The 22,952-nt window shown below is 40.4% G+C and carries 23 protein-coding genes and 1 tRNA gene; 14 read left to right on the top strand and 10 right to left on the bottom strand.

Features of this window, described 5'->3' with window-relative positions:
• Positions 1–30: 30 nt before the first annotated feature.
• Together J0A69_RS01135 and J0A69_RS01140 are read right to left on the bottom strand one after the other, a co-directional pair.
• On the bottom strand, positions 31–1,266 hold the full coding sequence (locus J0A69_RS01135) for a cation:proton antiporter (protein WP_206584669.1): 1,236 nt from the start codon (positions 1,264–1,266) through the stop codon (positions 31–33).
• A 6-nt stretch (positions 1,267–1,272) separates the two neighbouring features.
• Positions 1,273–2,103 carry a universal stress protein gene (locus J0A69_RS01140; RefSeq protein ID WP_206584670.1) on the bottom strand — a complete coding sequence of 277 codons (831 nt, stop codon included), beginning with the start codon at positions 2,101–2,103 and terminating at the stop codon, positions 1,273–1,275.
• A gap of 214 nt (positions 2,104–2,317) precedes the next feature.
• Here J0A69_RS01140 and J0A69_RS01145 point away from each other — a divergent pair, with 214 nt between their 5' ends.
• The 3 genes from J0A69_RS01145 to J0A69_RS01155 all read left to right on the top strand — a co-directional run bounded on the left by J0A69_RS01145 (position 2,318) and on the right by J0A69_RS01155 (position 6,036).
• Positions 2,318–3,910: a M14 family metallopeptidase gene (locus J0A69_RS01145; RefSeq protein ID WP_206584671.1), complete on the top strand. Its 1,593-nt coding sequence runs from the start codon at positions 2,318–2,320 to the stop codon at positions 3,908–3,910.
• A gap of 12 nt (positions 3,911–3,922) precedes the next feature.
• On the top strand, positions 3,923–5,656 hold the full coding sequence (locus tag J0A69_RS01150; protein ID WP_206584672.1) for a M14 family metallopeptidase: 1,734 nt from the start codon (positions 3,923–3,925) through the stop codon (positions 5,654–5,656).
• A gap of 131 nt (positions 5,657–5,787) precedes the next feature.
• Positions 5,788–6,036, top strand: a complete 249-nt coding sequence (locus J0A69_RS01155; RefSeq protein WP_206584673.1) for a DUF7218 family protein — start codon at positions 5,788–5,790, stop codon at positions 6,034–6,036.
• 57 nt (positions 6,037–6,093) lie between these two features.
• On the opposite strand, the gene J0A69_RS01160 is transcribed toward J0A69_RS01155, so the two are convergent.
• The 6 genes from J0A69_RS01160 to J0A69_RS01185 all read right to left on the bottom strand — a co-directional run bounded on the left by J0A69_RS01160 (position 6,094) and on the right by J0A69_RS01185 (position 9,589).
• Positions 6,094–6,657, bottom strand: a complete 564-nt coding sequence (locus J0A69_RS01160; protein ID WP_206584674.1) for a hypothetical protein — start codon at positions 6,655–6,657, stop codon at positions 6,094–6,096.
• A 522-nt stretch (positions 6,658–7,179) separates the two neighbouring features.
• The gene (locus J0A69_RS01165; protein WP_206584675.1) at positions 7,180–7,662 is read right to left on the bottom strand and encodes a DUF4252 domain-containing protein; all 483 of its coding nucleotides are present in this window, start codon (positions 7,660–7,662) and stop codon (positions 7,180–7,182) included.
• 23 nt (positions 7,663–7,685) lie between these two features.
• A complete protein-coding gene (locus tag J0A69_RS01170) occupies positions 7,686–8,234 on the bottom strand; it encodes a DUF4252 domain-containing protein (RefSeq protein ID WP_206584676.1) in 549 nt (182 codons plus the stop codon).
• Positions 8,235–8,238: 4 nt separating this feature from the next.
• Positions 8,239–8,667 carry a hypothetical protein gene (locus J0A69_RS01175; protein WP_206584677.1) on the bottom strand — a complete coding sequence of 143 codons (429 nt, stop codon included), beginning with the start codon at positions 8,665–8,667 and terminating at the stop codon, positions 8,239–8,241.
• A gap of 82 nt (positions 8,668–8,749) precedes the next feature.
• Complete coding sequence (locus J0A69_RS01180; protein ID WP_206584678.1) at positions 8,750–9,238, bottom strand: RNA polymerase sigma factor; 489 nt, start codon at positions 9,236–9,238, stop codon at positions 8,750–8,752.
• A gap of 278 nt (positions 9,239–9,516) precedes the next feature.
• A tRNA-Phe gene (locus J0A69_RS01185) sits at positions 9,517–9,589 on the bottom strand.
• Positions 9,590–9,692: 103 nt separating this feature from the next.
• Here J0A69_RS01185 and J0A69_RS01190 point away from each other — a divergent pair.
• The 8 genes from J0A69_RS01190 to J0A69_RS01225 all read left to right on the top strand — a co-directional run bounded on the left by J0A69_RS01190 (position 9,693) and on the right by J0A69_RS01225 (position 18,593).
• Positions 9,693–11,027, top strand: a complete 1,335-nt coding sequence (locus J0A69_RS01190) for a 4Fe-4S dicluster domain-containing protein (protein ID WP_206584679.1) — start codon at positions 9,693–9,695, stop codon at positions 11,025–11,027.
• A gap of 94 nt (positions 11,028–11,121) precedes the next feature.
• Positions 11,122–11,913, top strand: a complete 792-nt coding sequence (locus J0A69_RS01195; RefSeq protein ID WP_206584680.1) for a (Fe-S)-binding protein — start codon at positions 11,122–11,124, stop codon at positions 11,911–11,913.
• Positions 11,914–11,992: 79 nt separating this feature from the next.
• Positions 11,993–12,478 carry a hypothetical protein gene (locus J0A69_RS01200; RefSeq protein WP_206584681.1) on the top strand — a complete coding sequence of 162 codons (486 nt, stop codon included), beginning with the start codon at positions 11,993–11,995 and terminating at the stop codon, positions 12,476–12,478.
• A 131-nt stretch (positions 12,479–12,609) separates the two neighbouring features.
• Complete coding sequence (locus tag J0A69_RS01205) at positions 12,610–14,541, top strand: OmpA family protein (RefSeq protein ID WP_206584682.1); 1,932 nt, start codon at positions 12,610–12,612, stop codon at positions 14,539–14,541.
• Positions 14,542–14,662: 121 nt separating this feature from the next.
• On the top strand, positions 14,663–15,826 hold the full coding sequence (locus tag J0A69_RS01210) for an AIR synthase related protein (protein ID WP_206584683.1): 1,164 nt from the start codon (positions 14,663–14,665) through the stop codon (positions 15,824–15,826).
• 4 nt (positions 15,827–15,830) lie between these two features.
• On the top strand, positions 15,831–17,180 hold the full coding sequence (locus tag J0A69_RS01215; RefSeq protein ID WP_206584684.1) for a neutral/alkaline non-lysosomal ceramidase N-terminal domain-containing protein: 1,350 nt from the start codon (positions 15,831–15,833) through the stop codon (positions 17,178–17,180).
• A gap of 84 nt (positions 17,181–17,264) precedes the next feature.
• Positions 17,265–17,663: a DUF983 domain-containing protein gene (locus tag J0A69_RS01220; protein WP_236032573.1), complete on the top strand. Its 399-nt coding sequence runs from the start codon at positions 17,265–17,267 to the stop codon at positions 17,661–17,663.
• Positions 17,664–17,708: 45 nt separating this feature from the next.
• Positions 17,709–18,593 (top strand): AraC family transcriptional regulator, encoded by an 885-nt coding sequence (locus J0A69_RS01225; RefSeq protein ID WP_206584685.1) that lies wholly within the window; start codon positions 17,709–17,711, stop codon positions 18,591–18,593.
• On the opposite strand, the gene J0A69_RS01230 is transcribed toward J0A69_RS01225, so the two are convergent.
• A complete protein-coding gene (locus tag J0A69_RS01230; protein ID WP_206584686.1) occupies positions 18,585–19,190 on the bottom strand; it encodes a class I SAM-dependent methyltransferase in 606 nt (201 codons plus the stop codon). The two genes, J0A69_RS01225 and J0A69_RS01230, sit on opposite strands and share 9 nt — an antisense overlap.
• A 131-nt stretch (positions 19,191–19,321) precedes the next feature.
• Here J0A69_RS01230 and J0A69_RS01235 point away from each other — a divergent pair, with 131 nt between their 5' ends.
• Entirely contained in the window at positions 19,322–20,680 is a 1,359-nt protein-coding gene (locus J0A69_RS01235; protein WP_206584687.1) for an acyl-CoA dehydrogenase family protein, read from the top strand.
• On the opposite strand, the gene J0A69_RS01240 is transcribed toward J0A69_RS01235, so the two are convergent.
• Complete coding sequence (locus J0A69_RS01240) at positions 20,681–21,520, bottom strand: hypothetical protein (RefSeq protein ID WP_206584688.1); 840 nt, start codon at positions 21,518–21,520, stop codon at positions 20,681–20,683.
• 70 nt (positions 21,521–21,590) lie between these two features.
• Here J0A69_RS01240 and J0A69_RS01245 point away from each other — a divergent pair, with 70 nt between their 5' ends.
• Together J0A69_RS01245 and J0A69_RS01250 are read left to right on the top strand one after the other, a co-directional pair.
• A complete protein-coding gene (locus tag J0A69_RS01245; RefSeq protein ID WP_206584689.1) occupies positions 21,591–22,226 on the top strand; it encodes a DUF459 domain-containing protein in 636 nt (211 codons plus the stop codon).
• A gap of 107 nt (positions 22,227–22,333) precedes the next feature.
• On the top strand, positions 22,334–22,786 hold the full coding sequence (locus J0A69_RS01250; protein WP_206584690.1) for a hypothetical protein: 453 nt from the start codon (positions 22,334–22,336) through the stop codon (positions 22,784–22,786).
• The last annotated feature ends 166 nt before the right edge of the window (positions 22,787–22,952 follow it).

Here is a 22,952-nt window from a genome sequence, read left to right on the forward strand (position 1 = left end):
ATCTGACAAATGAGCCATTGAAAAAAGCATTTATATTTTGAGTTTTTGTGCCCAGTTCATCAATGGGCCTGAACTGATACTAGAGATCAAAGCCAAAATTACCAATCCTATAAATAAGGATTCAGATACTAAGCCTGTTTCTAAAGCAATCAATCCCAAAATGATATCCATACTTCCTCTGGTACTCAAGCCAAAGCCAACGATTATCGACTCTTTCCTTGGAATTCCCGCATACCTGCCTCCCAGATAAGCACCAAAGTATTTGGTCAATAGACCAAGGATAACCACGACTCCGGTCACTCCCGGATCAAATGCCTCCACGAAATTCACTTTCAAACCTATGGAAACAAAGAAGATCGGGGCGAAAATATTATTGATAAACTGGTGCAGGATTTCTTTTGCTTTTTCTGTCAAATACTCAGAATCACCCAAAGCAACACCTATAATAAACGCACCAAAAATGGCGTGAATCCCGATAAACTCTGTAAACGAAGCTGCCAAAAAACAAATCGCAAGTGAGAGGGACAATAACCCACCCGGCCAAGCCAGATTCTTATTGATCCAGGGTAAAACTCGATTGATTAATCCCTTGCCTAAGGTCAACATAAAGAAGGTAAAGAACAGAGTCAGGCCTATAGTCGGCCATACTCCCAACCCTTCACTACCAGATTCGGAAAGAGATAAAATGACGGAAAACACAATCCATCCAAGAATGTCCACAATCATCGCCGCTGCGATAATGAGCAAGCCTGTTTGGGTTTTGAATATCCCTAAATCCATGAGGATCCTAGCAACTACAGCTAATGCCGTAATCGAAATCGCCAAACCAAAAAACGTGGATGCTACCGCCCTGTCATGGATATTTACTCCCAAAAACTCAGGGAAAGCATACGCCAATACAAAGCCTGCTATGATGGGGAGAGCCATCGAAGCTGCGGCTATTTTCAGGGCATTTTTACCTTGATTCCATACCACCTGAAGCTCGACTTCCAATCCTGCGATAAACAATAAGAGGACTACAGAAATCTGGACAAAGCCGTCCAAGGCAACATTTGACAATTCATGGGAGCCAAAAAGATATTCTTGAGCTCCTGGGAAAAGCGTTCCGAGTATTGTTGGTCCAAGAATAATCCCAGCAATGATTTCACCTACCACAGCGGGTAACTTAAATCTTCTGGCTAATTCTGAAAAAACGCGGGCCATGATCAGCATGGCTGCGAGTTGGAGGAGTAGATTAATAACCTCCTTATGGTTTAAAGTTTCCATGGGAGATTATTTTTTTACGATTAACAGATTACAAGGAAGAGTACTTAAAAGGTCTTCAAGATCATGAGGAAATATACGGTCAAAGAAATTCAGCTTGTGTTCATCTCCCACTACCAACAAGTCTGCTCCGATTTTTTCACTGAATCTTGCCAATTCTATGGCCCATCTTCCTCCGGTTACTTTGATGCTTATTTTCAATTCGCCTTTATCCAATTTGCTTAAAATCCCCTCCACATATTTGATTTCGTCCTGCACCAATTGCCTTCTGGTATGTGCTACTTCTTGTTCTGAATCTTCCGAAGCAGTCCCCATTTGTAGGCCATACATCTTGATTTCGTTCAAAATGAAAATCTGATCAGCATGTACTTTTTTGGCGAAATCAATCCCATGCTCAATCAAGTAAGGGGTGATGGGAGTTTGTGTTCCATTAAAAACTATCTGGGAAAAACCTGTGGTTTCTATTTTTGGTTCAATTAAAGTCAAAACCGAGCAAGGTGCTTTTCGGATTATTTTTCTCCCCACGGATCCCAGGTAGTAGGTCAAAAAGCTTTCATTCTTTAATGCACCAGCTACCAACAAATCCACTTTTTCATCCCGGCAAGCCTCAAAGATCATTTTCGCTGGCTTTCCTTCTTTCCAGATAATTTGTGTTCGAGCCTGATCTAGCGCTGCAGCCTCAATAATTCCATTCAATTTAGCTTCAAGCTCATCCGTTTTTTTTCCGATATGAATCAAAATCAGATCTGCATCAAAAAGTGAAACCAGTCTTTTCGTTTCAGAAATCAACGCCTCCATTCTAGGAGAAAACGCGATGGCAAGGGCTATTTTGTGGTACATGGCAAAAGTGCTATTTGCCTGAAATAAGCGAATTTTCCCGATGTGTACAACAACTAGAAGTATCTTCCCCACTTATCCCGAGCAATGTCCATTTAAGTGGCATTTAAGCAAGCGAAAAAAGTACTTCCTGAAAAATGAATAAATTATGACAAAATTTAATGAAAGTTAGGGCTTAAGGCCCCTCCGAAAACACCATGTATAACCCTAGAATTTTATGAGAAAATTATTACTAACCGGCTTACTCATGGGTAGCTTAGGTTGGTCAGTAAGTGCATTTGCACAAGCTGATTATCCGACGCTCGCTCAGGTAAACCAAAGGCTTCAAAAGCTTGGTTCCGGTGCTTCTGCGGAACTCAAATCACTTACCAAAACTGAAGGTGGAAAAGACATCTGGGTTCTTAAAGTGGGAACAGGCGCACTTGATGAAAAACCTGCGATTGCTGTTGTGGGCGGAGTAGAAGGATTTCATGTTTTAAGCGTGGAATTAGCACTACAATTCGCAGAAAAACTGGTAGCTGACCATTCAGAAGCATTGGAAACTACCACATTCTATGTGTTTCCAAACATGTCTCCAGATGCATATGAGCAATATCATGCAGCATTAAAATATGAAAGAAGAGGAAATGCAGTAGCGGTAGACCATGATCGGGATGGAACTCCAGGAGATAATGGATACACTGACCTCGATGGAAATGGGATGATCACTTGGATGCGAGTTGAGGATCCAATGGGAGAATATGTAATCTCTAAAAAGGATGAGCGCGTGATGCAAAAAGCGGATCGAAGCAAAGGTGAAGCTGGAAAATACATTCTTTTGAAGGAATCAAAAGATGATGATAAAGACGGCAAATTTGCGGAAGATCTAAAAGAAGGGATTGCTTTCAATAAATCCTTGACTTACAAATTCCCTGTTTTTGAACCGCTAGCTGGAGATATCCCTGTTTCGCAAAAAGAATCCAGAGCTCTTTTGGACTACCTATTTGACCAATGGAACATTTTCGCTTTTGTTACTTTTTCACCGGCAAACAACCTGTCAACACCTTTGAAATACAATGCAGGGGATGCAAGAAAACGTATCGTAACCTCAATTTTGGAAAAGGACCAAGCGATCAACGCGATGGTTTCTGGAGTTTATAACGAGACCATCTCTGAAAAAGCCTACCAACAAACCAACCAGGGAACTGACGGGGACTTTTTCCAGTGGGCTTACTTCCACTTTGGTAGACTGAGTTTCGGTACGCCTGGCTATTGGACACCTGAGTTTAAAGGAAAGACAAACCCTGAAGAAAACTACCTTGCATGGGCAGATTCACTTGGCTGGAACAATGTCTATACTCCTTGGAAAGAAATCCAACATCCTGATTTCCCAGGCAAAAAAGTAGAAGTCGGTGGGATCAACCCATTTGTAATGGTCAACCCTCCTTTTGAAAAAGTAGGAGAAATTGCTGAGGAACACACAGATTTTATTTTGAAGCTGGCAGAGATGCAGCCGAAATTAGAAATGCACAACATCAAAATTGAAAGCATTGGAAATGGATTGACTAGAATTTCAGCAGACTTGTTTAACAATTCGCCAATCCCTACCCATTCTCAAATGGGAGAAAGATCCAGATGGCTGCGTAAAGTCCGAGTCGATCTGAATGTACCTGCTGAAAGGATCATTTCCGGAAATAAAATCGAGCTCATTGATGTGATTGGAGCTTACGAAAAAGTGGAATTGAGCTGGATCGTAAAAGGAAACGGAGATGTACCGGTAAAAGCTGGAGCTTCTCACGTAGGTTTTATCAATGCTAATTTCAAACTCTAAACTCTAAAAATCATGAAAACAACAAAATTAATCGTTGGGCTGGCTTTTAGTGCTTTGAGTCTGACTACACTACCCACACAGGCTCAGGAGAAGTTCTTCCAAGCAGTGGGAACTCCATACAATCCGAAGGTAGAAATAGCTTTCAACCGCTATTATACTTACGAGGGTTTAGTGGACAACATGAAAAAAATTGCGGCTGCCCACCCTGATATCGCCAAGATCGAATCGATTGGTAAATCCTATCAAGGAAGGGATATGATGACTTTGACTATCACTGATTTTTCAGCTGGTAAAGACACAGACAAGCCTGCCATGTGGATTGATGGAAACATTCATTCCAACGAAATTCAAGGTGGAGAATTCGCGCTTTATGCTGCTTGGTATTTGACAGAAATGCATGCTGACAATGCTTTTATCCAACAATTATTGAAGGATAAGACATTTTACATCACACCTTCTATCAACCCAGATGCTAGAAATGATTTCTTTAACGAACCAAATACTGCCAATTCGCCAAGATCTGGTATGATGGTTTTGGATAATGATGGAGATGGCCAAAACGGAGAAGATGGCATGGATGATCTAGATGGAGATGGACATATCACGATGATGATCAGAAAATCCCCAACCGGTAGATTCATCAAAGATCCTCAAGATCCAAGGAAACTGATCATGGTAGGTGCTGATAAAGTAGGCGAATATGAAATGCTAGGACAAGAAGGAACTGATGGAGATGGAGACGGCAGAGTCAATGACGATGGCGTAGGTTATTATGACCCGAATAGAGACTGGGGATGGAATTGGCAACCTGATTACATCCAAAGAGGTGCCTTGCGTTATCCTTTCACACTTCCGGAAAATCGCAATATCATGGAGTTTGTAATGAAGCATCCAAATATCGCCGGAGCTCAAAGTTTCCATAATTCAGGAGGTATGATCCTGAGAGGTCCTGGAGCAGAAGAAGATGTGAGTACTTATAACAGAGAAGACATCAGAATCTACGATGCCATCGCTTCTAAAGGAGAAGAAATGATTCCGGGATACAGATATTTAACAGTTTACAAAGATCTTTATTCTGTGTTTGGAGGAGAATTGGATTGGTTTTATGGCACCAGAGGTGTTTTCACTTATTCCAACGAGCTCATGAATTCCTATTTGTATTTCCACAAACAATCGGAAGGAAGAGGTCAGGATGAAATGTATAAAGTGGATGAGTTATTGACCATGGGAGATGCCTTTGTGATGTGGCATGAATACGAGCATCCTCAGTTTGGAACAGTAGAAATCGGGGGTTTCAAAAAGACATTTGGAAGAGCACATCCTGGTTTCTTATTGGAGCAAGATGCGCATAGAAATGCAGCATTCACGATTTATCATGCCTATCATACTCCAAAACTATCTGTCATGGATGTGAAAGAAGAAGATTTGGGAGGAGGATTGAAGTCTATTACAGCGACTATCTTCAATGAAAGACTAATGCCAACGCATGCAAGTCAGGATTTGAAATACAAGATTGAAAGACCAGACTATGTTACAATCTCTGGCGCTAAAGTGGTAGCTGGATTTGTAGTGGAAGATGAGGATTTCAATAAGTATACTGAACAAAAAATGAATCCTGAAAAAATCGAAGTAGCAAATATTCCTGGAATGACAGGCGTAAAAGTGAAATGGATTGTTTCTTCTGGATCTAACTATTCCATCTCAGTAGATTCTGCCAAAGGCGGAAAAGCAAGCTGGAAAAAGTAAGATTTCCTAAATTTAATATCATTAAGCCTCGGGGAAACTCGAGGCTTTTTTGTTTTAAAGCTTTGGCATGGCCTGCTGCTTGCGGGAATTAAGGCATCAAATAAGTTTTCAATTCATAAAATCATAGCATTATGTCTAAAAAACATGGCCCAAGTATCAAAAACAGCGATCAATACGAAGCTTTGCTTGACAAAGGAATGAGTAAAGAGAAAGCTGCCAGAATATCCAATGACCCCAATTCGGGTAAAAAGGGTGGCAAAGCCCAAACTTATGAAGAGCGAACCAAAAAAGAACTCTATCAAAAAGCCAAAGAAGTCGGAATCGAAAATCGCAGTAAAATGACGAAGGCTGAATTGATCGAAGCCTTACGGAATAACTAAAAAAAAGTCCCGCACCTTTGCAGGAGCGGGACTCGGATAAATAATAGCTGGTTTCAATTATAGGCTGGAAACGTAAGTTTCAAAACCACTAGCGGTTGATACTTTGAAAGTAATGCTTTCGCTAGGCTTAGCAATTGAATAGATTTTATGAAGTCCTTGAGGATTATCGATTCTTTCAGTGTGGATCAAGTGACCACCATCGTAAATAGAAACCAATACTTCTTTTGCTTCCAAGTTGCTAACTAGCAATCTGTACTTGTTATCTGCCATTTTAGAAACTCTTGAGAATACTGCTGGAGCTTCTGCAACGAAAGTATCGAAAGTAGCTGTTCTCAAAACACCTGACTCATCCAATACTTCTACTGAATAAGTACCTTCTGGAAGCGCATTTAGATCATATCTCTTAGCGAAAGCTTCCTCTTTGTTGATTTTATCTCTCATCACCAATCTGTCTTCAGAGTCAGTGATTTTAACGATAACTGTTCCTTGTGGAACCGCAGTGTAAGTAACTGCTACCTTTTTAGCTTCAGTCTGTCTGATGCTTACAACTTTGTCTTCGTCTGTTGCGAATGCTCCTGTCGCGATCCCCGCAGCAAAAAGCAATGTGAATAATTTTTTCATTTTAATAATTGGTTTAATAGGTTTTAGATTCTGTTTGTAACCTCTGGATGGCTGTTCCATCTAGGGGGGATATTTTGGGGTTACAGGGTCTCCGAGATCATGTCCGGACATTGTTTACTCTACAAAGGTACCTAACGGAATCTATTTTGCAAATGTTTCAACAAAAAATACTTTTCATTGTTGAATTCGTAAGAATTTTAATGATTTGTTAACGATAACATATTTTTCTTCCGCTATCGATTGCGGAACTCGCTTCATTTGGACTTTTGACCCTTCTGCAGAATTTTATATACTAATTATCAATTTAAACCAAATGATGTTGCCACACTAAATTCTATTTACGGCTGAAAAAAAATTGTTCTTTGGATAAAAAAAAATTTAAAAAAGTTTTTCAATCCCCGTAAAACCTACTGTTAAATATGTAGTTATCCCGATTTTCATAAGGATTTGCCACATGATTTTAAAAAAAATACCAGCTTTTTGAGCTGGTATTTTCATTATTCTTTAAGAAATGAAGCTATTTCAGTGAATCCCTTTACTTGTAGCTTTTGCTATAGTTTCAGAATCAAACTCACCTTTCAACTCAACTACCATCAGGTCTCCCTCATCACCACCTACCAAAACCACTAGGTCGGAAATGGTTTTTCCACCTTTTGAATAAACCAAAACTCCGCCTTTGCCTTCTGAAGCTTCCATTAGCAATTCATATCTTTCTTTTTCCAATCCCTTTTGAAGCGCCTTAAACTCTGCTCTTTGATAATCCGCATTATCAGGAAGTGTGAAGAAATTTAATTTCTCTACGGATTTTGCCACAGTTGCCATGTCATTTTTGTCCATGTCAATTTTAAATCCGTCAGCAAAATTCATAAAGTTGCCTCCCAGCTCCAGGTGAAAAAAATCATCATCACTTTTATATTTATCATAAAGTGCCTTGACGCTTTTACTTTGTGCCTGAACCGCCATCACCGATCCGATGAAGGCTAGTGTTAAAATCAATTTTTTCATGTGTAATAAGGTTTAGTTTTCTTTTATTTATTTCCTTTTGGCCCCTTGCTCCCTTTACTATAGGAGTCCATTCCAGGGATATCTGTTTTTTCTGCCAACAAATTCAAATCTTCATAAGTGAATGTCCCAAGCATGGAGAGCAAAGTAAAATCCCCATCACTGTCTCCTGAAAGCATCAAGAGCTCACGCACCAGACCTCCCTCTTCCCTCACCATGAACTTGAGATTGGAGCCCTTGTCTTGAACGTCCATCAGCTCTTCGTATTTATTTTTGGTCAATGTGCTCATCGCTTCCTTATAGAGTGATTGTCCATTTACTTCATCCGAACTCAAGATCCGAATGCCCTTTACTTTCTGGATCAAAGCTCCCAAGTCTTCGGCATCCTTGTCATTTTCTGCGTTGCTTTTCAAAAACCCTCCAGCCATCTGCATCATTTTTGGAGAGATATAAACTCTCGAAAATCTATCATCCTCCATATACTTGGAGAAGAATTTCTGAATAGCGTCATCTTGTGCATGGGCTTTGAAAACCAGTGCCATCAGGATTATTGGTAGTATTAATAATTTTTTCATGTCTTTATTTTTTAACCGTTCCAAACATTTGGTTGGTTGTATTCAAATACTTGATTTCATTCATGACTTGCATTTGCTCCTGACCTTTGGCCATATTGGATTGAATCAGGGCAAAGGCCTGCATTACTTCTACATAAGCTTCCCGCTCTTCTTGCTTTTGCTCATATACTCTCCATCCTACAAATGATGCTGTGAAAATCGCCACCGAAGCTGCCCAACTCATCCACATAGTATCGATTTTTCTCACCTTGGTTTTTGGAATCACTAAGTTCACAGGCTCTTCTTTCTTGAAAGATTCGAAAGCGCCAAAAAAGGCTTTCTCCTCTTCAAAATCTGATTGGGATGATAAGAGCGATTTCAATTCCTGCTCTTCTTGCAGTGAAGTCTCTCCTTCCCAGTATTTTTCAAGCAATTGTTCTATTTTCTCTTTCATGGCTTAATACTTTTTTTGACCAAATGAAATCTCCTATGATTTCTTCCCCTCTTCTTTCCTATCATTTTCATACCTGATTCCATCATCCGGCCTTCATCGCAATCATTTTTTCCCTGATCTTAGTTCTGGCCCGATGCAAATTGACTTTCACCTGCTCCATGCTTATTTCTAAATAATCAGCGATCTCTTCATAACTCATACCCTCCACTTCTCTCAGTTGAAATATTTCCTGCTGTTTCAGTGGCAAGTCCTTCATGAGGATCATCACTTTTCTCACCGATTCTTTTGTCTCTTCATTGACAGGTTCATTTACCTGAATTTCTTCGAGGCCATCGAGATCTTCCCATCGCTTCGAGGATCTGTAATGCATCAGAACTTCATTTTTCAAACTCTTGACTAGCCAGCCGGATAAATTGGGATGGTTCTTCAATTCCCCTTCCTTTTGAAAGGATTTTTCGAAAACATTTTGAATCAGGTCTTCAGCCAAAGCTCTATCCCTAATCCAGAGATAGACCAAGCGGTAAAGCTTTGATCGCTTGGGCCAAATATGTGTTTCAAAAAATGACTTCATTTTCTTAGGTGATGCATTAAAAACGGGATTGTTACAGATTCACAGAAAAAAAATTAAAATAATTTGAAATTGGTGATTTCTTGGGTTTTAGCCAAAGGACAGAATGGCGATTCGCATATAACAAAAGTCAAAAACAGCAGGCGAGGGATTTAATTTTCTAAAGAAATTTAGTATGCATGCAGAGTATTTATTACTTTGCTTCTGCAAAATCCAGAAAAAATGAACAATCTTCTTAATCAAAAAGTCATAAAAAAAGCCCTGTCTTTCAACAGGGCTTGTGGTGATGAGTGGATTCGAACCACCGACTCACGGATTTTCAGTCCGATGCTCTACCAACTGAGCTACATCACCTTTTCTTAAAGTGATGCAAAGGTAGGTATTTGAATATTTGAAGCAAATCATTTGAAGAAAAAAATAAAGGTATTATTCCAAGAAAATAGCTAATCTCATCAATATGAGCTTTTTACCACAACTAGTATTTCTAATAATTTTAATAGGAGCGGGTTGGTTCCTGAGCAAAAGGGTGAAATTCTTACGCAGAAATATCCTTTTAGGGAAAAACACCAGCAGAAATGATCAACCAGATGCCCGCTGGAAAACCATGCTACTTGTCGCTTTTGGACAACAAAAGATGTTTAAGCGTGTCATTCCTGCCCTACTCCACTTTTTTGTGTATATAGGTTTTCTGGTGATCAACTTGGAGGTTCTTGAATTTGTATTAGATGGGATTTTGGGGACACATCGTCTATTTGCTCCTTTCTTAGGTGGAGTTTATGTGGCTGCAATGAATTTTTTCGAATTCTTGGCAGTAGCCGTTCTGGTTTCCTGTGTTGTTTTTCTGATAAGAAGAAACGTGATCAAAGTTCCACGATTCACCAAACCGGAAATGAATGGCTGGCCAACAATGGATGGAAATCTGATTTTGATTATCGAAATCATATTAATGGTTGCGATTCTTACTATGAATGCTACCGATCAGATTCTTGCAGAAAGAGGCGTAGGGCATTATTTAGCTTTGGGTGGCCTAGCATTCAGTGGGCTCATCAAACCGCTTTTTGAAGGAATGGGCGATGGTGCCCTCATTTTCATTGAGCGATTTGCCTGGTGGTTCCATATTGTTGGGATTTTGGCTTTTGCCATTTATGTCACTTATTCCAAGCACTTACATATTTTCTTGGCCTTCCCAAACACCTGGTATTCCAACCTGAAGCCAAAAGGGGAAATGCCCAATATGCCTGAAGTGACAAATGAAGTGAATATGATGTTGGGAATCCCGACAGATACACCAGCCGACCCTCCTGCTGAAATTGGTAGATTCGGAGCTAAAGACATCAATGACCTTTCTTGGGTAAATATCCTGAATGCTTATTCCTGCACGGAATGTGGCCGCTGCACTTCGGAATGTCCAGCAAATATCACTGGCAAAAAACTGTCTCCTCGAAAAATCATGATGGATGTCCGAGACAGGGCTGAAGAAGTTGGAAAGAGCATCGATGTAGGAGGCGCTGGACTTGAAGATGGCAAATCTTTATTGGGAGATTACATCAGCAAAGAAGAACTGAATGCCTGTACCAGCTGCAATGCCTGTGTGGAAGCTTGTCCTGTCAACATTGATCCATTGTCCATTATCCTTCAAATGAGAAGGTATGTTGCCATGGAAGAGTCGGGGACACCTGCACAATGGAACGCGATGTTCCAAAACATGGAAACCAGTTTCTCTCCGTGGAAATTCAGCCCTTCGGATCGATTTAACTGGGCAGAAAAAGTTAAGGATGAAGAAATGAAATGATTTCAGATTTCAGATTTCAGATTTCAGATTTCAGATAACGGAACTTGAATAAAGTCTTCAGGTTTCATTTTAAGTGAAAAAATAAATTAAAAATATGTCTACCTATAAAGTCCCAACCATGGCCGAAATGGCCGGAAAAGGTGAAAGCCCTGAAGTATTGTTCTGGGTAGGATGTGCCGGATCTTTTGATGAACGATACAAAGCCGTCACACAGGCTTTTGTCAAAATTCTAAATAAAGTCGGCGTAAGTTTCGCTGTTTTGGGTCCTGAAGAAGCCTGTACTGGCGATCCAGCAAGAAGAGCTGGGAATGAGTTTTTATTCCAAATGCAAGCTGTTGCCAACATTCAGGTCATGAATGGCTATGAAGTCAAAAAAGTAGTGACTGCTTGCCCTCATTGTTTCAATACGATCAAAAACGAATACCCGGCTTTAGGAGGAAACTACGAAGTTATCCATCATTCCCAATTCCTTCAGCAACTGATCAATGAAGGCAAGGTAACCTTGAAAGGAGGCGGAGAATTTAAAGGTAAAAAGATCACTTTCCATGACTCTTGCTATTTAGGACGTGCCAATAATGTCTATGAAGCCCCTCGAGAAGTAATCCAGGCACTTGATGTGGAATTGGTAGAGATGAAGCGTTGCAAAACTAAAGGGCTTTGCTGCGGTGCAGGGGGAGCTCAGATGTTTAAAGAACCTGAGCCGGGCAAAAAAGACATCAACATCGAGCGAACTGAGGAAGCTCTGGCTACAGGAGCGAGCACGATTGCGGTGGGATGTCCTTTCTGTCTCACCATGATGACTGATGGAGTGAAAAACAAGGAAAAAGAAAATGAGGTAAAAGTATATGACCTCGCAGAGATGATTGCCAAAGAAATGGGAATTTGATGATTCCGGATTGAATCAATTTGACCCTTTTTGCCGTTAGGTAGAAAGGGTTTTTCTTTGTCTATCTAATAACAGAAAAATGTACGTTGACTTTAATAAAATGCCTGAACATTCCAGAATCTGGGTTTATCAGGCGGAAAGAGCACTCAATGAGCAAGAAGCTGCTCAAGTCAGAGCAAAAATGAAAGCCTTTTGCGAAGGTTGGAATACCCATGGCAATTTGATGCCCACTTCATTTGAGCTCTTGGACAACCAAATTATCCTTCTGGCAGTAGATGAAAGCAATCTTGGGGCGAGCGGTTGTTCGATTGATAGTTCTGTCAGGACTCTTCGAGAGCTGGAGTCCCAACTGGGAATAGACCTAACAAACCAAGGCAAAGTAAGTTATAAAAACCAGTCTCAAATCCATGTTTCCCCAGCTTTAGGAATCAAATCAAAAGTCCTTGCCGGAGAAATTTCCGTAGATACTGAAGTAATCAACCCTTTGATCAAGGAAAAGTCCGACCTAAATAAATTATGGATTCCTGCAAAGTCTAGTTGGTTAAACAAATATTTCCCAAATTAATTAGTAATATTCAGCATAGATCGATCATCAATAGCCCTTTCAAATGAAATCGAGCATCTCTAGAAAGTCTTCAATTGACTTCATCAAAATGCGAGATTCCGTGTGGCCATAGAAAATCAAATAATACACACATGAAAAACCATTTTTTGTGGATCACTTTTCTTCTCATTTTGAGCTTGAATGCCTGCAAAAGTATTCAGGAAAAAGCCAATGACCAGTTCCTTTCAGGACAATACCAATACGCAATCAATTCCTATTCTCAGATTTTAGAAGAGGATCCAGATAATCCTGAAGCCAATTTGGCTATAGCGGAGAGTTATAGATTGTCTAATAGAATCGAAAAAGCTGGTCCATACTATGAGAAGCTAGCTGAAGAAGATCCAAGTTTTGAAACGCTGTATCGTTTGGGTTTGAGTCTGAAGGCACAGGAAAAACCTGAAGAAGCGAAAGCAGCTTTCGAAAAAGCTAAAGGCTTTACCCAAGAAGAAGAATATCTAGCCGAAACTCAGCGTCAAATCGAAGCTATCAACCTTGCGAAGGGAATTGATAATTACTTTCCAAATCATGTTTTGGTCAATTACAAGGACCTAAATACTCCTGGCGCTGATTATGCACCGGTTACCAGTGAAAATTTCATTTATTTCACCAGTGGCAGACAGGCATCTGGCTTATATCCAGCGGATGGAACTCCATACACAAAGTTGTTCAGAACCAGAGCTGAAGGAATCAGAGTTGATGTTGGCAGCATCCAATCTTTACCGGAGTTCCAGAATGAGGAAGGTTTGAATCAGGCAGCCATTGCAATCAGCCCTGATGGAAATACCATCATTTATGCGAGAGGAAATTCAACCTCTCCGAAAGACATTCCTGAAACAGCCCTATTCGCCTCCTATTTTAGAGGAGCAGGATTTACCCAGCCGATCTGGATGCCAGTGAATGAAGATGAAACTTGGTGGAACTCTACTCCAGCATTTTCACCTGATGGATCTGAACTTTACTTTGCTTCAAATAGACCTGGAGGATATGGTGGAATTGACCTCTATAAAGCCACAAAACTAGCCAATGGGGATTTTGGAAATGCAGTCAATCTTGGCCCGAATGTAAATACACCAGGTAATGAAATGTTTCCTAGGCCAGCAGCAGATGGGAAATTCTTCTTCTCTTCTGATGGGCACCCTGGTTATGGAAAATTAGATCTGTTTGTTGCGGAAAATGATGCTTCAGGCAAGCAAGTGATCAAAAATCTTGGCGAGAATTTCAACTCACCAAATGATGATTTTGGTATTTTCTTCACAGAATATCCTAAAACTGGATTTATTTCATCCAATCGCGAAGGTGGTGTTGGAGATGATGATATTTATTTCTTTGAAGACAAAACTCCTAAGCCGAAAATCGTCAATGTGCTCTTGAATGTTTATACCAAACAGCGAGTGGCTGGTGAGCCAGATGCAGTTTTGGAACAAGCAAGGGTAGTGCTTTACGATAGTGCCAACAAGCAAACAGGTGGCGACTTTTCCAATACCAATGGTCGTGTGAGATTTACGCTAAAGCCAGATGCTGACTTCACTATTATCGCTTCAAAGAGCGGATATTTTTCCAAATCAATCCCTTATACGACAGTTGGAAAAACTCCAAGACCAGAGGACTTGGTTCAAGAGGTTACCAACATAACTTTGGATACAACCATTGTTCTGGATCAGTTGATTTTGGAGAAGTCAATCGTACTTGAAAACATTTATTACGATTTGGATAAGGCTGATATCCGACCAGATGCAGCAAAAGAGCTTGATAAATTGGTTCAGATCCTGAAAGACAATCCTTCTATTAGAATCGAATTGAGTTCGCATACAGATGATAGATCTTCAGATCAGTACAATCAGGATCTTTCTCAAAGAAGAGCTCAATCGGCAGTTGACTACATCGTTTCACAAGGAATTGATCCGAGTCGACTGGTGGCAAAAGGTTATGGAGAAAGTCAGTTGATCATCAAAAATGCTCAAACAGAAGAAGAGCATCAGGTCAATAGAAGAACAGAATTTAAAGTCATAGAAATCCGGGAGTAAATAAACAAAACCCGGAAAAGATGGCCTGCAAGAAGTAAAAGACTTTGCAGGCCATTTTTTATGGGCTTAACTTTTCCCAAACATCCTCCTGATTTAGGAGGGAATACTTAACTTTGTACCCATGAACGAGCGATACATGCAGCGCGGGGTTTCCGCCTCCAAAGAAGATGTACATCAGGCAATTTCCAAGCTTGATAAGGGGCTTTACCCAAAAGCATTCTGCAAAATTGTCGAGGACACTCTTGGCAACGATCCCGATTATTGCAACATCATGCATGCCGATGGTGCAGGTACCAAGTCATCTCTGGCTTATTCCTACTGGAAAGAAACCGGGGATTTGAGCGTATGGAAAGGTATTGCCCAAGATGCAATCATCATGAATACAGATGATTTGCTTTGTGTAGGAGCGATCAACAATATCCTCGTTTCATCCACTATTGGCAGAAACAAAAACCTGGTTCCAGGAGAAGTTATTTCTGCGATAATCGAAGGAACTGAAGAGGTTCTTCAAATGCTTCGTGACAATGGCGTCAATGCTGTTTTAACCGGAGGTGAAACTGCAGATGTGGGCGACTTGGTTCGAACCATCATCGTGGACAGCACAGTCACTTGCCGCATGAGAAGAGATGAAGTCATTTCCAATGATAAAATCCAAGCAGGAGATGTAATTGTAGGTTTGGCTTCATTTGGTCAAGCTAAATACGAAACTGCTTACAATGGAGGCATGGGAAGTAATGGTTTGACTTCTGCCCGCCACGATGTTTTCAATAAAGTTTTGAAAACTAAATACCCTGAAAGTTTTGATCCTTCTGTTCCTGAAGCGTTAGTGTATTCAGGAAAATACAATTTGACGGATGCAGCACCTGGTTCGCCCGTCAATATCGGCAAACTCGTTTTATCTCCTACCCGAACCTACGCTCCGATCATGGTCGATGTATTGAATTACATGAGACCTAGGGTTCACGGCTTGGTTCATTGCAGCGGTGGTGCCCAAACGAAAGTCCTACATTTTGTAGACGACGTGCATGTTATCAAAGATAACTTGTTTGAAACTCCTCCTTTGTTCAAGATCATCCAGGAGGAAAGCGGTACAGATTGGAAAGAAATGTACAAGGTTTTCAACATGGGTCATCGAATGGAAGTTTATTTGGATGAGCGATACGCGGAAGAGATCATCGATATCGCGGAATCCTATGGAGTTGAAGCTCAGATTATCGGAAGAGTTGAACCGCATGAAGGCAAAAAAGTAACCATCAATAGTCCATACGGCACATTTGAATATTAATTGAATGTCTGCTAAAAAGCTGTTTAAGATACTCGGGAAAATCCTTTTGGGGGTTTTCCTTTTTATTTTTCTAGTCGGTATTCTGACCCTGACTACGGTGGATAGAACGCCTATTCAAGAGCAGGAATTCTACAAGAACACCATGGCTGAATTGTCTGGTATTAAGCTGAAGGAAAGCGAAGCATCTTTTTGGCTGGCTGGCTGGGGCAAAGCAAATATGACCCCCTCTCATCCCGTGGAACTGGTAGGCTATGCACCAAGAGGGAATTATGAGTTTGTTCAGGACAGCAGTTACGTCAAAGCGCTTTCTCTAAGCAATGGGAAGACTACTGTTGCGTGGCTGAGTTATGAACTGCTGATCGTCCATCCGCATTTGGCAGCAGCCGTAGAAAAAGCAATCCAAGAGGCAAAACTTCCCGTCGATCAGGTGATTTTTACAGCTACCCACACACACGCCGGAATGGGAGGATATATGCCAGGGCCCTTGGGTGAAATGGCTTTTGGTGGATACAATGAAGAGACAGTGGAACTGATAGTGAAGCAGTCTCTAATTGCTTTGGGAAGTTCAATTCAAACGCAGGACACGGTTTCTATTCAATACAAAAAAATCGATGCAAGTGAGTTTGTTGCCAATAGATTCATCAAAGACGATCCTATTGAGCCTTCGATCCGTCAATTGATTTTCACCAAAAACTCTGGTGAAAAGGCGACTTTCTTCACCTATTCGGCACATGCAACAATACTCAGCTCTAAATTCATGGGGCTTTCAGGGGATTACCCTTTTTATTTGATGCAGGATCTGGAAAAGGAGGAGTTTGATTTTGCCATGTTTGCGGCAGGAACAGTCGGTAGTCACAAGCCATTAGCTTCAGGTAATTCACCCGAGCAAATTCAGCAATATGCCCATAGCCTAGACTCGATCATGCAGGTAAAAATGACCTATTTTTCCACCATCAATCGTCACCGGATTGCCTACGGAAAACTCCCTTTGCAATTGCGGGAGCCACACCTTAGGATTTCTGATGGCATTCGACTTCGCCCTTGGTTATTCAATTACCTTTTGGGTGAGACAAATGTGCATTTTGACATTACCTTGATTGGAAACACCTTGATGATTGCTTCCAGTGGTGAAATCTCTGGCGTCTTTTTTAAAAAATGGGAAGACTTGGCAAAAGCTGAGGGTTTAAATCTGATCATTACCACTTTTAATGGTGGTTATATGGGCTATATTACTCCAGATGAATACTATGATCGGAATTTCCATGAAGTGCGGGAAATGAATTGGTATGGGCCAGGCAACGGTTCTTATTACGATGATTTGATTACCTCATTAATTCAAAAAGTAGCTAATTGACCTTGGTCAGTTTTGTCCTGATTTAAGTTCGATTTGTCCTAACTGATTCGCTAAGGCTAGCTTACTTTTGTTAAAAAAAGAATCATGAAAATTCTAAGTCAAGATTCCTACCTAAAAAGCATCAGCACTTGTAAATGTCCAAGATGTCACCAAGGTGATATGTTTGAACCTATGAGTCTAAAAAAGCCTTCCAGTTTATTTGAAATGAAAAAGAACTGTGAGGTTTGTAACCAAAGCTTCGAACCTGAGCCAGGTTATTATTTTGGGGCCATGTTCATCAGCTATGGCTTAAATACAGCACTTTTTATTGCCATTTGGGTGGGATTGGAATTATTCTACAGTGAATATTCATTGACATTACTGCTGGTTCTAATTTCTATTTCAGCCATTTTACTTTTGCCGCTTTTCTTTCGAATCAGCCGCTCTTTATGGATCGCCATATTTATTCCCTATCGGGCAAAGGAACCCAGCAATCAATCCTAAACTAGATTCCTGAGGAATTCTGCAGGTTTTTTAGGAAATTCCCAAATGCCTGAGAAAACCTTACCCATCTATCAGATTCCGGATTTTGAGACGGAGAAAATCAGCAGTTCTGAATTTTATTATTCCAAACTGGACTTTCATCTCCAAAAACATCTTTTTATCCAGAAGCCTCACAAGCATGATTTCTACATTCTCTTGCTAATCTCGTCGGGTACAGGAACTCATACCATTGATTTTAAATCTTATCCTGTAATGCCCGGTTCTGTGTTTTTCTTATCCCCTGGACAGGTACACTCCTGGCAGCTTTCGGCAGATACAAATGGCCATATTCTGTTTTTTAAAGGCTCTTTCTACAGTGCCTTGTTTACTCAAAGAAAGTTGATGAGCTTTTCTTTTTTTCATTCAAACCATGCAATTCCTGTGATGGAAATAGAGGCTGAAAAGGTGAGGGAGTTGACCTTTTATTTTGAGCGGATCGATAAGGAAATCACAGATCCAGGTTGGTCAAGCATCACTCAACTGGCATCGTACACAGATCTACTTCTCACCAACTGCTATCGCTACTATTTGGAAAAAAATCTTAATTCTAGCGCTTCAACTATGCAGCTTGATTTATTTCAAAAAATTGAAGTTTTGATCGAATCAAACTTTTTAGAAAACCGGGAAGTCTCCTTTTATGCTGACCAAATGAATATGAGTATCAAACAACTCAATTCGGTTACAAAGAAAGCTGTCGGAAAACCTATCTCACAACTGATTCTGGAGAGGGTGATCCTAGAATCTAAAAGGCTTTTGATTAATTCCAGCTTAACGATTTCAGAAATCGCCACACATTTCAACTTGGATGATCCCTCTTATTTCAGCCGTTTATTCAAAAGAAAAACCTCCTATACACCAGAAGAATTTAGGAAAAGTGTGCAATCAGAATGATTCCGGAATCCATATTTGGGCTTTGACCCAGCCTTTCCTAAAGAGTTTTTCAGAAGTTTTTTTCAGGTCATTCCGTTGGAAAATTTGCTCATAATTAGGAATATCTTCCCGCTTATGTGCCGTTACTATTCTAAAGAATTGAATCATTGCTAATGACACAAACCGCTGATATCCGGTTTTCGCTTCAAAAAAATCAGCCAAATAAATCCTCCCATTTTGATTCAGGCTTTTTTTACAAAAGACTAGCAGGGCATCGATTTCTTCATCACTTAGCGTATCCAAAACAAAATGAAGCCAAATTTCATCAAATCGGATTTCCGGTCGAAAATGATAGACTCCAAGATGAAAACTCAAGCGACTATCCTTCAGATTACTTTTAGCCAAAGAAAGCATGGATTGCGAAAGCTCCCAGTATTCTCCCTGCAGTTGTTTTTGAAAAGCCTTGTAATCCAGGCCGTCTCCTCCACCAATTATTAGTATCTTTTTAGCAGAAAGCCCTTCCAAAAAGCAGGTTTTAGAAAGCTTCAACTGCGAACCAAAGACCAGTTTGGCTAGGGTATTGTAAATAGGTGATATAAAACTATAGTGATCTTTCATTAGTTTAAACCCTAATTAACTTTCAACCCAAAACACTTTTTATGATTTCGAGCATGGCAGGATATGAGAAGCTTTGGGGCGACTAAAATTATTTTGAGAATCCTTTTGTCCATAAAATAACAAGCTAACAGATGAAAAATATATTTAAATCCATCTCGGGATTACGTCAGATTTTATCCAGTGTAGATCTTGATCAGATTTCCAAGCTATCTCAAAAAGTCGATTTAGCCAAAATGGTAGGCCTTGTCTCAAAAATGAGTGAAGAGGATCTTTCCAAAATGATGGGAATGCTAAAAGGTGGTAGTAAACCAAAAGTAATTCCTCCAGTCAATGGAGATTTCTACGAACTTGGAAAAAGTCTCCCCCATCACGAGCGCGAAATCCAATTGCGGGTTCGGGAATTTATGGAGCGGGAAATCAAACCCATTGCCAATCATTATTGGAATCGAGCGGAATTTCCGATGCAGATTATCCCAAAAATGGCTGAATTGGACATCGCGGGATTGACCTATCAGGGTTATGGTTGCCCTGGACATTCTGCACTCTTAGAAGGATTTATAGCCATGGAAATGGCAAGAATAGATACCTCAATTTCCACATTTTTCGGAGTCCAAAGTGGTCTAGCTATGGGTTCTATTTACCTCTGCGGTTCTGAGGAGCAAAAGAAAGAATGGCTTCCAGCGATGCAGAAATTAGAAAAAATCGGTGCTTTCGGTCTGACAGAACCTGAAGTAGGTTCTGGAGTTGCTGGTGGATTGACTACTACCTGCAAACGGGAAGGCGATGTCTGGGTCTTGAATGGGCAGAAAAAATGGATTGGGAATGCAACTTTTTCGGATATCACTATTATTTGGGCTAGAGATCTGGACGATCAGCAAGTGAAAGGTTTTATTGTGAGAAAAGACAATCCTGGGTTCAAAGCTGAAAAGCTGGAGGATAAAATGGCCCTTCGAACAGTTCAGAATGCATTAATCACCATGACGAATTGCGAAGTCCCTGAATCTGATCGTCTGCAGGAAGCAAATTCATTCAGAGATACTTCTAAAGTGCTTCGGATGACCCGTGCAGGTGTAGCCTGGCAGGCAGTTGGCTGTGCCCGAGGTGCATACGAACTAGCTTTGGCCTACACCAATGAAAGAAAGCAATTCGGAAGACCTATTGCTTCATTCCAGCTGGTACAGGATATTTTGGTAACGATGCTGGGTGATTTGACAGCCATGCAGACAATGGTTTTTCGACTTTCAGAGATGCAAGATTCTGATTTATTGAAAGATGAACATGCTTCCTTGGCAAAGGTTTTCTGCACACTGAGAATGAGATCGATTGTGGATCATGCGAGAGAATTATTTGGAGGAAATGGGATTTTGCTAAAGCATGATATCGCCAGATTTGTGGCAGATGCGGAAGCAGTCTATAGCTATGAAGGCACCAAAGAAATCAATTCCTTGATTGTCGGCAGAGCCATTACTGGGCACAGTGCTTTCGTCTAATCACCAGAAAAGCAGCAGCCAGGGTATAAAAAAGGTGGCTTCCATTCGGAATCTGATTTGGGAAGCTGTCAGTTTCTTATCGTAAAAGGTCAAGTAATGGATCAATGCCATTAGAAGAAGTAAACTGGCAAATACTCTGTAGAAAGAAGGAAAAAAGACAAGGCAAAGTAGGAAAGCAGCAATGAGAAAAAAGGCAAGTCTGCGGATCAGGCTGCCTACTTTTTCTTTGGAAAGTACGCTAAGCAACGAGCCAAAACCTGAAGCTTGATCTTTCCCTGAATCCAGCCAGGAAAGCATGATTAAATTCAGGTAAGCCAAGCCGATATAACCGGTCATAAGCAGGCCTATTTGCCATTCCCAATCTTCAAAAGAAAATCTAAGGAAAGGGAGCAAAGCAATTCCCAAAACATAAAAAATCGCGGTATTTGCCTCCTTCAGCCAGTGAAAAGAAATTGGCAACATTCGGATCAAAAGCATCAGGAGAAGAATCATTCCTCCCAAAACTGAAGCAACCAAGAGTTCCTTTCCAATTCCAAAGGTGACATAGGCTCCATAAAGACCGATCACAGAATTGATGATTAAGAGAAACCAAAGCGCAAGTGCATGCTTTTGATGGAAAGTATGGCGATCCATATTCGTTCCTTTTGAAAGCTTGCGGGAATCCATCAAATGGTCAAAAGTATAAATCACCCAAACGGCCATCCCCAACAAAGCATAAATCGTCCAAGGCAAGGGAACTCTCAAAAGCTTGGAAAAGAACAGCAGACCTCCCATCGCACCAAAAACAACATCTAGGGAAAGCCAAGTAAACCGCTGGTATAATTCTTCAACTGAAATCACACTTAAAGATACCCATGCATTCGGATTTGGTAGATATTGCCTATTTTAAATTTGACAAAAACCCATTGCAATGAAAAAAACCTATTTCATCCTACTTCTCATGCTATTGAGCGGCTTATCCTATGCCCAGAACCCCATTAAAATTGCCTGTGTGGGCAACAGTATCACCCAAGGACCGGGGAGAGATAATCCCGACAGCTATCCCCTGCAGATGCAAGCGCTTCTGGGAGATGCCTACGAAGTGGTGAATTTTGGAGTGAGTGGCAGAACCTTGCTTCGAAAAGGAGATTACCCCTACTGGAATGAGCCACAGTTTCAACAGGTCAAAGACTTTGCTCCGGATATTCTGGTAATCATGCTGGGAACGAATGATTCCAAGCCTCAGAACTGGCAATATGCTTCTGAATTCAGACAGGATTACCTGGATATGATTGCTGAGTTTAAGAAAACAATGCCGGTAGATGGAAAAGTCTATGTGGTCATGCCTGTACCGGTGACAAAGGATAATTTTAATATCAGGGCTGAAGTGATGAACAATGAACAGCGGATGATGATCATGGATATAGCGAGAGATTCTGGTTCAGAAATGATAGACCTCTATACTCCCTTGATGAATAAAGGCGAATTGCTACCCGATGGAGTCCATCCAAATACCGAAGGTCTGGGCATTATGGCCAGTGTGATAGCGAGAGCGATACGGCTTTAAGATTGTTGATGTCAGATTTCAGATATCAGATGTTTTCCATAAACCCTTCAGATGTTAGAAATCTGAAGGGTTTTGTTTTTTCCTATTATCAAGAACCTTTATTTTTTATGAGGAAATCACTTTATTTCCTGCTAAAGACGGTTAAAATGATGCTAAATAAAAAGCTACTAATTGCTTTCGTGCTTTATCAATTTTCAGTGGATTTTGTTTTTGGACAAAATAAATCAGATTTGGATAGCCTAAGGACTTATTACCAGAAGTGTCTAGATAAAGGTCAGTTTATGTCTGACTGTGCTCGAAACTATTTTTATACAATTAATTCAATGGATTCAATCATTTATAATAAACTATATAATTCCTTGGATTTGAATAATAGACAAAATTTAAAAAAGGAACAGAATGATTGGCTTAAGAAAAAGGAAGAATTCCTAGAAATGGGACAAAAAAAATACGAAGCAAGCAATGGAGGTTTGGATGAATTGATGTTCATGTACGATAATAATGCAGCTTTTATTGAAAAACGAATCTTAGACTTGATAAATCGGATGAAAAATAAATAGGATTAGCTTGCTACAGTTAAAATGCTTTTAGTTTTCGTGGTAAATGATATCTTTAGGAATGAATTTTTATCTGCTTTACCAAAATACATCTTTTTCAAAGTTCCATTCTCAAAAAAAAAGTGCCGTTCATTTTCCTGCTTCTCAAGAAGCAGCGAATAAAAAATGC

The sequence above is a fragment of the Algoriphagus pacificus genome (assembly GCF_017254845.1).
Classification (GTDB): domain Bacteria; phylum Bacteroidota; class Bacteroidia; order Cytophagales; family Cyclobacteriaceae; genus Algoriphagus; species Algoriphagus pacificus.

What these genes read in the sequence shown, in the direction of transcription:
- J0A69_RS01150 (WP_206584672.1), top strand. Translation starts at nt 3,923, where the DNA reads ATGAAAACAACAAAATTAATCGTTGGGCTGGCTTTTAGTGCTTTGAGT.
- J0A69_RS01145 (WP_206584671.1), top strand. Translation starts at nt 2,318, where the DNA reads ATGAGAAAATTATTACTAACCGGCTTACTCATGGGTAGCTTAGGTTGG.
- J0A69_RS01225 (WP_206584685.1), top strand. Translation starts at nt 17,709, where the DNA reads ATGCCTGAGAAAACCTTACCCATCTATCAGATTCCGGATTTTGAGACG.
- J0A69_RS01230 (WP_206584686.1), bottom strand. Translation starts at nt 19,190, where the DNA reads ATGAAAGATCACTATAGTTTTATATCACCTATTTACAATACCCTAGCC.
- J0A69_RS01210 (WP_206584683.1), top strand. Translation starts at nt 14,663, where the DNA reads ATGAACGAGCGATACATGCAGCGCGGGGTTTCCGCCTCCAAAGAAGAT.
- J0A69_RS01250 (WP_206584690.1), top strand. Translation starts at nt 22,334, where the DNA reads ATGAGGAAATCACTTTATTTCCTGCTAAAGACGGTTAAAATGATGCTA.
- J0A69_RS01180 (WP_206584678.1), bottom strand. Translation starts at nt 9,238, where the DNA reads ATGAAGTCATTTTTTGAAACACATATTTGGCCCAAGCGATCAAAGCTT.
- J0A69_RS01170 (WP_206584676.1), bottom strand. Translation starts at nt 8,234, where the DNA reads ATGAAAAAATTATTAATACTACCAATAATCCTGATGGCACTGGTTTTC.
- J0A69_RS01190 (WP_206584679.1), top strand. Translation starts at nt 9,693, where the DNA reads ATGAGCTTTTTACCACAACTAGTATTTCTAATAATTTTAATAGGAGCG.
- J0A69_RS01245 (WP_206584689.1), top strand. Translation starts at nt 21,591, where the DNA reads ATGAAAAAAACCTATTTCATCCTACTTCTCATGCTATTGAGCGGCTTA.
- J0A69_RS01200 (WP_206584681.1), top strand. Translation starts at nt 11,993, where the DNA reads ATGTACGTTGACTTTAATAAAATGCCTGAACATTCCAGAATCTGGGTT.
- J0A69_RS01220 (WP_236032573.1), top strand. Translation starts at nt 17,265, where the DNA reads ATGAAAATTCTAAGTCAAGATTCCTACCTAAAAAGCATCAGCACTTGT.
- J0A69_RS01215 (WP_206584684.1), top strand. Translation starts at nt 15,831, where the DNA reads ATGTCTGCTAAAAAGCTGTTTAAGATACTCGGGAAAATCCTTTTGGGG.
- J0A69_RS01205 (WP_206584682.1), top strand. Translation starts at nt 12,610, where the DNA reads ATGAAAAACCATTTTTTGTGGATCACTTTTCTTCTCATTTTGAGCTTG.
- J0A69_RS01155 (WP_206584673.1), top strand. Translation starts at nt 5,788, where the DNA reads ATGTCTAAAAAACATGGCCCAAGTATCAAAAACAGCGATCAATACGAA.
- J0A69_RS01175 (WP_206584677.1), bottom strand. Translation starts at nt 8,667, where the DNA reads ATGAAAGAGAAAATAGAACAATTGCTTGAAAAATACTGGGAAGGAGAG.
- J0A69_RS01140 (WP_206584670.1), bottom strand. Translation starts at nt 2,103, where the DNA reads ATGTACCACAAAATAGCCCTTGCCATCGCGTTTTCTCCTAGAATGGAG.
- J0A69_RS01195 (WP_206584680.1), top strand. Translation starts at nt 11,122, where the DNA reads ATGTCTACCTATAAAGTCCCAACCATGGCCGAAATGGCCGGAAAAGGT.
- J0A69_RS01235 (WP_206584687.1), top strand. Translation starts at nt 19,322, where the DNA reads ATGAAAAATATATTTAAATCCATCTCGGGATTACGTCAGATTTTATCC.
- J0A69_RS01160 (WP_206584674.1), bottom strand. Translation starts at nt 6,657, where the DNA reads ATGAAAAAATTATTCACATTGCTTTTTGCTGCGGGGATCGCGACAGGA.
- J0A69_RS01165 (WP_206584675.1), bottom strand. Translation starts at nt 7,662, where the DNA reads ATGAAAAAATTGATTTTAACACTAGCCTTCATCGGATCGGTGATGGCG.
- J0A69_RS01135 (WP_206584669.1), bottom strand. Translation starts at nt 1,266, where the DNA reads ATGGAAACTTTAAACCATAAGGAGGTTATTAATCTACTCCTCCAACTC.